The sequence below is a fragment of the Mycobacterium persicum genome (genome assembly GCF_002086675.1).
In the GTDB taxonomy this organism is placed as follows: domain Bacteria; phylum Actinomycetota; class Actinomycetes; order Mycobacteriales; family Mycobacteriaceae; genus Mycobacterium; species Mycobacterium persicum.
On record NZ_MVIF01000027.1, the window covers coordinates 47897 to 56783 of the forward strand.

Here is an 8887-nt window from a genome sequence, read left to right on the forward strand (position 1 = left end):
GTGCAGGCCATCGCGGCCCAGCTGCTGCCGCTGCTGGTCGCGATGCCGATCCTGGCCGGCTGCCTGCTACTCGCATTGAGCCACCGGCTTTCAGGTGCGGCGGCCAGCTGGCTGACCGCGTCGGTGTCCGTCGGCGCGACAGCCGCCGGCGGGTGGGTGGCGGTGGCCGCGCGGGAACAGCCGGTGTTCACCTGGATCGGCGGCTGGTCCATGCAAGGGCGAACCACGGTCGGTATCGCGCTGGCGGCCGACCCGATCTCGGCCGGTTTGGCCATGCTCGCCGGCTTCTTGATGGCCTGTGCCGCGCTGTATAGCCGCCGCGGCCTTGACGAGGCCGGTCCCCGCTTCGACGCACTGATGCTCGTCTTCCTGGCGGCCATGAATGGTTTCGTGTTCGCCAGCGACGTGTTCAACCTGTTCGTGTTCCTCGAGTTGATGGGTGCGGTGGCCTACGCGCTGACCGGCATCAAGATCGAAGACAAGTCGGCGATCCAGGGTGCGCTCAACTTCGGCATCATCCAGTCGCTCGGCGCCTGCCTCACCCTGGTGGGGATCGCGATGCTCTACGCGCAGACGGGTCAGCTCGGCATGGCTCAGCTCGGTATCGCACTGGCGCACCGCTCGCCGGACGCCACCACCGTCGCAGCCTTCGTCTTGATTATGGCCGCCCTGTTGGTGAAGGCCGCGATCGTGCCGCTGCATTTCTGGTTGGCCGACGCACACGCGGTCGCCCCCGCGGGGGTCTGCGTGCTGTTCTCCGGGGTCATGGTTGAACTCGGCCTGTACGGCGGGTGGCGGGTGTATTGGGTGGTGTTCGCCGACGCGTTGCCGCACGCCGCGGTATCGCGGACCTTCCTGGCGGTCGGCGCGCTGACCGCGGTCGTCGGCGCGGTGATGTGCCTGCTGCAGCGGCACCTCAAGCGGCTGCTGGCTTACTCGACGATCGGCCATATGGGCTTGTTCTTGGCGGCCACGGCGACGCTGCGCCCCGAGGGGGTCACCGGGACGGCCGTCTACGTGCTGGCTCATGCCGGCGCCAAGTCGGCATTGTTCTTGACCGTCGGGATTCTGCTGGACCGTCACCAGACGGTGGACGAGTTCGAGTTGTCCGGACGTGGCCGCGGCCAGTGGCAGCTGGCCGGGCTGTACCTGCTCGCCGCGCTGGCGCTGGCCGGGTTGCCGCCGTTCGGCACCGCGTTGGGAAAGTCGTTGTGCGAGGAAGCGATCGGCTCCGGATGGGCGTCGGCGTTGTTCCTGCTGACCTCGGCGGCGACCGGCGGTGCGGTGCTGCGCGCCGGGGTGCGCTGCTTCACGAGATGGGGGAGCGGCGCGCAGCCGGCCGCCGACACGTCGCGGGCCAGCAAAGGCGAGGAGGAACCGGACACGGTCCTGCGCCGGACGCCGCCGAGTATGCATCTTCCCGTCGCCGCCCTGCTGTTGGGCTGCCTGGCGGTCGGGGTGCTGCCCGGACTTGTCCAGGCCGCCGATGGCGCCGGGCGACGATTCGTGGACACGGCCGGGTATGTCGCCGCAGTTCTGGGACGGACGGTAGCCGGCCCGACGACCGGCCCGGCGCACAGCTGGTCGGCGAGTGGGGTAAGCCTGGCCCTCATCGGTGTGCTGGCCGCCGGTTGCCTGGCGATGCTGGCGTTGCGGCGAACCGACGACAGCGCGCCGCTGCCACGACGGGTGTCGAGGGTGATCCGACCGGCTGTCGCGGCGCTGCAAGCGGCTCACTCCGGCCATGTTGGCGACTACGTTGCCTGGATGTTCGCCGCCGTGACCCTGCTCGGCGCCGTCTTGGGCCTGCAGGTGCTGTGACGCGTCAGTTCATCCGATCGACTGAGGACATGATCTGAATTTCGCCGTCCTGGTATGGACGTCCGTCGGGATACAGCAAGTCGTGGAACCACAGTTTGGGGACCGTCGGATAGGGGTGTTCCCAGGAGTCCCACGGCAGGTAGGTCTGGGTCTTGCCGGCAACCAACCCCCAATTGAAAGCTGCGACGTTGTAGCGCTTGGCAATTGGCAGGATTCCGGCGATGGTGCTGCCCAGCGGACGAGCCAGATATTCGGTGCACAGGATGGGCCGGCGCAGCGGCAAAAGCTCAGCGATGCGGGCTTCGAAGACAGCCGGCGCTCCATAACAATGGAAGGTGACCACGTCGGCGTTGTTCAATTGAATGGCACAGATTGGGCTGCGACGCCGCGGATTTGCCCACTGGCCGTGCCACACGCCGCTCGTCAGCGGTTGACTTGGGTCCACTGAGCGTGCCCACTGGAACACCTCCGGGAGCAGTTCTGCCACTCGTTCCTGCTTATCCGCGCGTTCTACGGAACGATATGGGCGGGCGGGATTGTCGGGCTCATTCCACAGGTCCCAACCCAATACCCGGTCATCGCTGCGGAATTGGCTCAACACCCCGGTGACGTAGTCGTGCAGGACAGGACGGTAGCTGCGGTCGTCGAGGTGCTCAGCGCCCGGGCTTTGCACCCAACCCGAGTTGTGCACCCCGGGCCTGGGCTCGGGTTGCGGACCCGGATGGGGAAGCGGATCCCAGCAGGAGTCGAAGAAGACGAAAAGCGGCTTGATGTGATGGCGGGCGGCGATGGCGACGAACTGTGCGAGACGGCGCTGAAAGCCCCGATTGTCTTGGGCCCAAAGCTGATCGTGGAGAAACACGCGCACACTGTTGAGCCCGCACAACCGCGCCCAGCGCAACTCGGTATCGATTTGTCGGGGGTCAAAAGTCTCGGCCTGGAACATCTCGAGCTGATTGACTGCGTTCGAGGTGATGTAATTCGCGCCGATGAGCCGCTCTTGTGCCTGGTGCCAGGTGTTGGCGCGGTCCGGTGACCACTGCCCGGCGCCCGCCGCGGATGCCCGGGGCACATGAGCCAGGGCGAGACCCGCCAGCGATACCAGCGGCACTTTGAGCACGGTTCGGCGCGGGATGACGTCACCTCGACTTCTTGCAGAATTCACACTATTGGGCCCTTCATCGGATGACGGTGGAGACTGCCGCGTCGAACATCACTTGCCAGATCCGGGTCAGTCGGTCGTTCCCAGTGGCACGCCCAGTCGAGCACCGACCGAGGGTTGTCCGCCGGTCGATCGATGCCAGTTCATCAGCCGTTGCGTTGGCGCCGTTAGCATTTCCAGGTTAGCGGGTCGGCGCCGCCTGCGGTGCCGAATGCCACCAGCTCGCGGGTGCTAGGCAGACAACCTGGGTCGCGGTCGTGACCGGCAGACCGGACAACGTCGTGGGCGGTTGGTCGTTGCGTACCTCCGATGGACTGACGTGGTAGCTGACTGGCGCCGGCCAAGGGGAGCGTTCCCGAATCCCTTTGCGGCCAAACATGATTGAATGCGCAGGCGTCGGACGCGCGTTGAATAGCAGTCGAGTATCCAACGCGATCCATGCGGGCAGCCCAGCAAGAGCCCGGCTCCGGGGATCCGCCTCGGCCGGGCGGTCCGGCCCACACCCTGCTCGACGCGGTTGTGGAGGCCAAGCGCCGAAGCGACCGCGGCACAGACATTCTCGCCCAACCGGCATCAGCGAGGTGGAAGTGCCGGGCCGGCCCCGTTCTGCCACTGCGCACCGCACCGCCCAGACGGGTCGGTCATCAACGTGGCCGCGACTCTTCCGGAGTCCAGGCCGGCGGCTGCCCGGGCTGGCCGGGGAACAAGAAATCGACGAAAGCCGCAACCGTGGGTTGCGGTTCGTGGTTGGCCAAGCCGGGGCGCTCGTTGGCTTCGATAAAGGTGTAGTCGGTGCCCGTGACATCGGGCACGAGTAAGTCGATTCCGGTCACCGGGATAGCGATCGCCTCGGCGGCTTCGATCGCGATTCGACAAAGTTCCGGGTTCACCTTGTCGGTGACGTCGCGAATCGTGCCGCCCTGATGCACGTTGGCGGTGGACCGAACCTGAAGCCGAATACCTTCGGGAAGAACATCATCGAGCTGCCAGCCGGCTTTGGCGACGGCGTTGCGGGTGATGTCGTCGAAAGGAATGTGCGATTCGCCGCCGGTAGCGGCTGATCGTCGCCGGCTCTCGGCCTCGATCAAGTCGCGCACGGTGTGCTCGCCCGTGCCGACGACCTCCGGCGGCATCCGCAGTGCGGCGGCAACCACCCGGCCGTCGATGACCACCAAGCGCAGGTCGTCGCCCGGCGCTCGTTGCTCAAGCATCACCTCGGGGTATTCCTCACGAGCTCGCGCCAAAGCCGCGGTCAGCTCGTCGGGACCGTTGTCGGCAGTCACCCCCACGGTGATGCCGTTGCCTTGCTCGCCGCGGGTCGGTTTGACGACGACCTCGCCGACCTCGGTCACAAACGCGTAGTCGTCGCCGTCGAAGGTGGCCAGGCGCACCCGAGGAACGTTGATGCCTGCCTCCTTGACCAGGCGTCGAGTCAAACGCTTGTCGTCGCACCGGCACATGGCGATCGCCGAAGTGCATTCGGACAGCGACTCGCGGGTGATCACGCTGCGCCCGCCGTGGGTGAGCCGCATCTCGCCAGTCTCGGCATCCAATACCTCAACGAAGATTCCGCGCCGCAGCGCCTCATCGGCGATGACCCGCGCGTAGGGATTGAGGTCATCGACCGTCTCCGGCGGTGACGTGAACAGCGGCTCGTTGATGGCGTTGCGACGCTTGATCGCCATCACCGGGACGCGGCGAAATCCGAGCTTCTCATACAGGGCGATGGCGGCACCGTTGTCGTGCGTGACCGACAGGTCCAGGTAGGCGCGCCCCGCCTGGCGAAAGCGGTCCACCATGGCCCTGGTCAGAGCCTCCCCGATGCCGGGCAGCCCGGCGGCCGGGTCGACCGCCAGAGTCCACATACTCGATCCGCGCTCCGGGTCTGCGAAGAGCACCTCGTGGTCGACCCCGGTCACGGTACCCACCACCGCGCCGTCGTCGTCGCGCACGGCGATCAGGTAGGTCACCGCATCGGCATGCAGATGGTTGTGCCAGATGGTCTCGACCGGCGCGGGAACCATTGCACACCGGACAAATACCCGATTCATGGCATCGGCATCTGCGGGGACGGTCAGGGTGCGTACTGTCACGCCCACCGGAGCGGACGCCGGATCCTGGTTCTCCGAATCGTCGGTGAAACGCAGCCGATAGGTGTGGCTGGGGTCGATGAACAACTCATTAGGTGCTCCGGCGACGATCACGTGCGGCTCTCGTGCATAGATGCAGATGTCGCGTCGTCCGGGGGCCTCCTGCCGCAGCACCTCGGCCAGTGCGGCGGAATCGGCAAAGGTTTGGCCGAATATCAGCCGACCCCAACCCAAATCGAGCTCTACATCGTTGGCCATCGATTCCATCAGGTCCGGCGGCGAGGCGTCGTGCAGGCTCAGCGTGATGGGCTCGGAATGGTCCTGCGAGGGATCAACGGCGGTCATGCCGCCCCGCCCTGACAACCCGGTCCGTGCTCGTAAAATACGGCCAGACCCGCCACTGAATGTGCCATCGCCGTGTTGGTTACCCATCTTGGGGCGAGTAACAACATTCAGCCGAACCGACGGCCCTGCGATGGATGTAGATGCGCGCGAAGGCGCCGGCCCCTCCACGGATCGAGGCTTAGCCCACTGGGGATCGTGTGGTTTACTCACGAGACGACTACCCGGATCGCGTCGGCTAAGGACCGATTCGCCCCCGGCAGCCCGGTCGTGGTGGCCGAGCTCGACAAGGATCAACGTCAGAGGTGAGCTTTGCCCAACAAGAGTGGTGAAAACGACGGCCTAGAGCCGCATTTCGACGATGTGCAGGCCCACTACGACCTGTCCGACGACTTCTTCAGGCTGTTCCTGGATGCGACGCAGACCTACAGTTGCGCCTACTTCGAACGCGAGGACATGACCCTCGAGCAGGCGCAGCTGGCCAAGATCGACCTAGCGCTGGGCAAGCTGGGGCTGCAACCGGGCATGACGCTGCTCGACATCGGATGCGGCTGGGGCGCCACGATCGTCCGAGCCCTCGAGTGTTACGACGTCAGCGTCGTAGGTCTGACGCTGAGCCGCAATCAGCATGCCCACGTGCAGCAACTGCTCGACGAGCATCCCAGCGCCCGAAACAAGCGCGTGCTGCTGCGCGGCTGGGAGCAGTTCGACGAAAAGGTGGACCGCATAGTCTCGATCGGCGCCTTCGAGCACTTCGGCCGCAAGCGCTACTCCGACTTCTTCGCGATGGCTTACCAGGCGCTGCCACACGACGGCATGATGCTGCTGCACACCATCATCAAGCCCAGCGATGAGGAGTTCGCCGAACGTGGACTGCCCATCACCATGACCAAGCTGCGGTTCATGAAGTTCATCATGGACGAGATCTTTCCGGGGGGCGACCTGCCCAGCGCCAAGGTCGTCGAGGAGCATGCGCGACAGGCCGGCTTTGCCGTCAAACTGGTCCAGCCGTTGCGACTGCACTACGCCCGTACCCTCGACACCTGGGCCGCCGCGCTGCAGGCGCACCGGGACGAGGCCATCGCGATTCAGTCCCAAGAGGTCTACGACCGCTACATGAAGTACTTGACCGGTTGCGCCGAGCTGTTTCGCGAGGGCTATACCGACGTTGCGCAGTTCACCCTGTCCAAGGGCTGAGCACGTCGCCAAGTCACCGAGAAGAGTTGTGCCGCACGCTACCCGGGCTCGTCCTCGTCGTTGCTGTCTCGCAGGAGTTTCTCGGGGTGGAAGTAGCTGTTGGTTCGTGGTCGGCTCGTTGATCCAGATGAGTCGAGATGGGCCGGTGGGATCCACTCGGATGCGCATGACGGGCGAGGCGGATGACATCGCTCATCGGCAACGAGGCGCCGCCGCCGGTGGTTGCCTTGCCGGCCGCGGCTTCGAGGTCTTTGAGTGTGGTGGTCACAATGATCGATGCCGGTAATCCGTTGTGCTGGACCAGATCTCCGCTGGCCAGCAGTCCACGCAGGCCGGCCAGCACACCGTCATGGTTGCGCTGACTTTCCGAGCGGGTGTCGCCACTTGAACTCCCCATGTCCGAAACACTATGCAGACCCACCGACAAGAAAGCCGCAGAAAACGACTATCCGGCAAGAGATTTCATGTTTCGCTCACAGCGAACGTCCTGCCGCCACCCGTAATTCGGCCAATGACTCGTCGGCGGCGCCTTCGACCATCGCTCCCTGGGCGGCTTGGCACTGCAGATAGTCGACGATCGCATCGGTGAGTAGCTCACCCGGGGCGACCACCGGAATGCCCGGCGGATAAGGGCAGATCATCTCCGCAGAAACGCGACCGGCCGCCTGCTGCCACGGCACCATCTCGGTCGCGCCCAGGAAGGCGTCGCGCGGCAACATGACGGTTTCGGTGCGCAGGTCCGACCACGCCGGCACATCGTCGACGGTGCGCGGCTGGGCGCCGGCGTGTTCCTCGGCCAACGCCGCCATGGCGTCGACCAGTCGTTGCGCGGTGGCGTCGGTGTCTGCGTAGCTGATCAAGGCCATCACCCGGCGGTGATCGGACAGTTCCATATGGATGCCGCAGCGTTCCCGCAACCAGTCAGCGGCCTGGAACCCGGTCAGACCCAGCCCGACGACGTCGACGGTGACATGGGTCGGATCGAACGCGAAAGCACCTGGGCTGCCAAGGATTTCATCACCCATGAGGCTCAGCCCCGGCATCCGCGCGAGTTCCGATCTGACCCGCAGCGCCAAATCGATCGCGTCGCCCAGCAGCCCCTCGCCATCTTGTTGAAACTCGCGCCGGGCCGCGTCGATGGACGACAACAACAGCGACGACGCGCTCGTCGATTGCTCGAGTTCGAACACCAGCGACAACCGCGTCGGATCGATCCGATCGCCCTGCCTGCTGAGCACCGAGGTCTGCAGCAACCCGTTGAGTGTCTTGTGGACGCTGCCGATGCACAAGTCGGCGCCGCACTCCAGCGCCGAGGGCGGAAGCCGGCTGCAGAAGCTGTAGTCCAGTCCCCAGGCGTCGTCGGTGATCAGCGGGATGTCTTGGGCGTGGGCCACTTCCGCGAGCCGGCGAATGTCGGCGCTGACGCCGTAGTAGGTCGGGGTGAACACCATGGCGGCGACCGCCTCGGGATGTTCCCGCAGGACCTGCTCCAGCCGCGCGGGGTCCACGCCGTGGGCGAGTTGCCAACGCTGGTCGTATTCGGGTTCCACGTAGGCCGGCATGGCGCCGGACAGCACCAGTGCAGAAAACGCCGACTTGTGGCCGTTGCGGGCCATGACCAGGGTCTCGCCCGGGCGCACCGCCGCCATCATCGCGACGTGGACGTTCTCCGTGCTGCCGTTGGCGGAGAACAAGGTCTCGTCGGCGCCCACGGCCGCGGCGAACAGTTTCATGGCGGTCGGCTCCACCTGCCAGGACTGGTGCCGGTTGTCGACGCCCTTGTTCATCGCCACGTCGGCGCGAAATGCCTCGGAACCCATCCAGCGGGCCGCGAGCGGTGGCATCCGGCCGGTACCCGATCGGTGGGCCGGGATGCCGAAGGCGATGTCGCCGCGCTGCTGGAACGCCTGAATCGCGTCGCCGATCGGGGTGGCGTCGGGCTGGGCGCGGGCCGGCCCCGCCTGCGCCTCCGCTTGCGCTCTCGCGATGTTCTTGCGGCGCTGATGATCGATGCGTTTGGAGAACGACTTTGCGGTTGTCACTTTCGTGGCCTCCCTCAGGGTGCGGCGCGCTGCCCGGCGCCGGTGGCCCACTCTTGTTGGCGGAGGCGAGCGCGCTTGGAATCCCTCATGACCACCGCCACTTCGTTTCGTGGCCATGAGTACCCACTGTTGGCTGCTGGTATGCGGGGTTAGCCCCAATACCGTTCAGTTAAGACGGTGGATGGTGATGTTTGGTGAATGCTCGGGTTGGAGCCAGTGGGCGTAGTCGGCGC

The 8887-nt window shown here is 65.7% G+C and carries 5 protein-coding genes and 1 pseudogene; 2 read left to right on the top strand and 4 right to left on the bottom strand.

From position 1 onward, the window contains the following. Positions 1-1821 (top strand): complex I subunit 5 family protein, encoded by a 1821-nt coding sequence (locus BST40_RS11420; protein ID WP_198929537.1) that lies wholly within the window; start codon positions 1-3, stop codon positions 1819-1821. 4 nt (positions 1822-1825) lie between these two features. On the opposite strand, the gene BST40_RS11425 is transcribed toward BST40_RS11420, so the two are convergent. Further along, positions 1826-2956, bottom strand: a complete 1131-nt coding sequence (locus tag BST40_RS11425; protein WP_083154292.1) for a glycoside hydrolase 5 family protein — start codon at positions 2954-2956, stop codon at positions 1826-1828. Positions 2957-3627: 671 nt separating this feature from the next. Then, entirely contained in the window at positions 3628-5418 is a 1791-nt protein-coding gene (gene ngg / locus BST40_RS11430; RefSeq protein WP_083154286.1) for an N-acetylglutaminylglutamine synthetase, read from the bottom strand. Positions 5419-5727: 309 nt separating this feature from the next. On the opposite strand from ngg, the gene BST40_RS11435 reads away from it, so the two are divergent. After that, positions 5728-6612, top strand: coding sequence for a cyclopropane mycolic acid synthase family methyltransferase (locus BST40_RS11435; protein ID WP_075548088.1), 885 nt, complete (start codon positions 5728-5730; stop codon positions 6610-6612). Positions 6613-6772: 160 nt separating this feature from the next. Here BST40_RS11435 and BST40_RS33625 read toward each other — a convergent pair. Together BST40_RS33625 and BST40_RS11445 are read right to left on the bottom strand one after the other, a co-directional pair. After that, positions 6773-6991 (bottom strand): annotated as a pseudogene (locus tag BST40_RS33625) (DUF222 domain-containing protein); the annotation flags it as partial. A 94-nt stretch (positions 6992-7085) separates the two neighbouring features. Beyond that, positions 7086-8654 carry an aminotransferase class I/II-fold pyridoxal phosphate-dependent enzyme gene (locus tag BST40_RS11445; RefSeq protein WP_158084009.1) on the bottom strand — a complete coding sequence of 523 codons (1569 nt, stop codon included), beginning with the start codon at positions 8652-8654 and terminating at the stop codon, positions 7086-7088. Positions 8655-8887 lie beyond the last annotated feature (233 nt).

Coding starts and splice junctions, on each gene's coding strand:
- ngg (WP_083154286.1), bottom strand. CDS start 5,418: ATGACCGCCGTTGATCCCTCGCAGGACCATTCCGAGCCCATCACGCTG.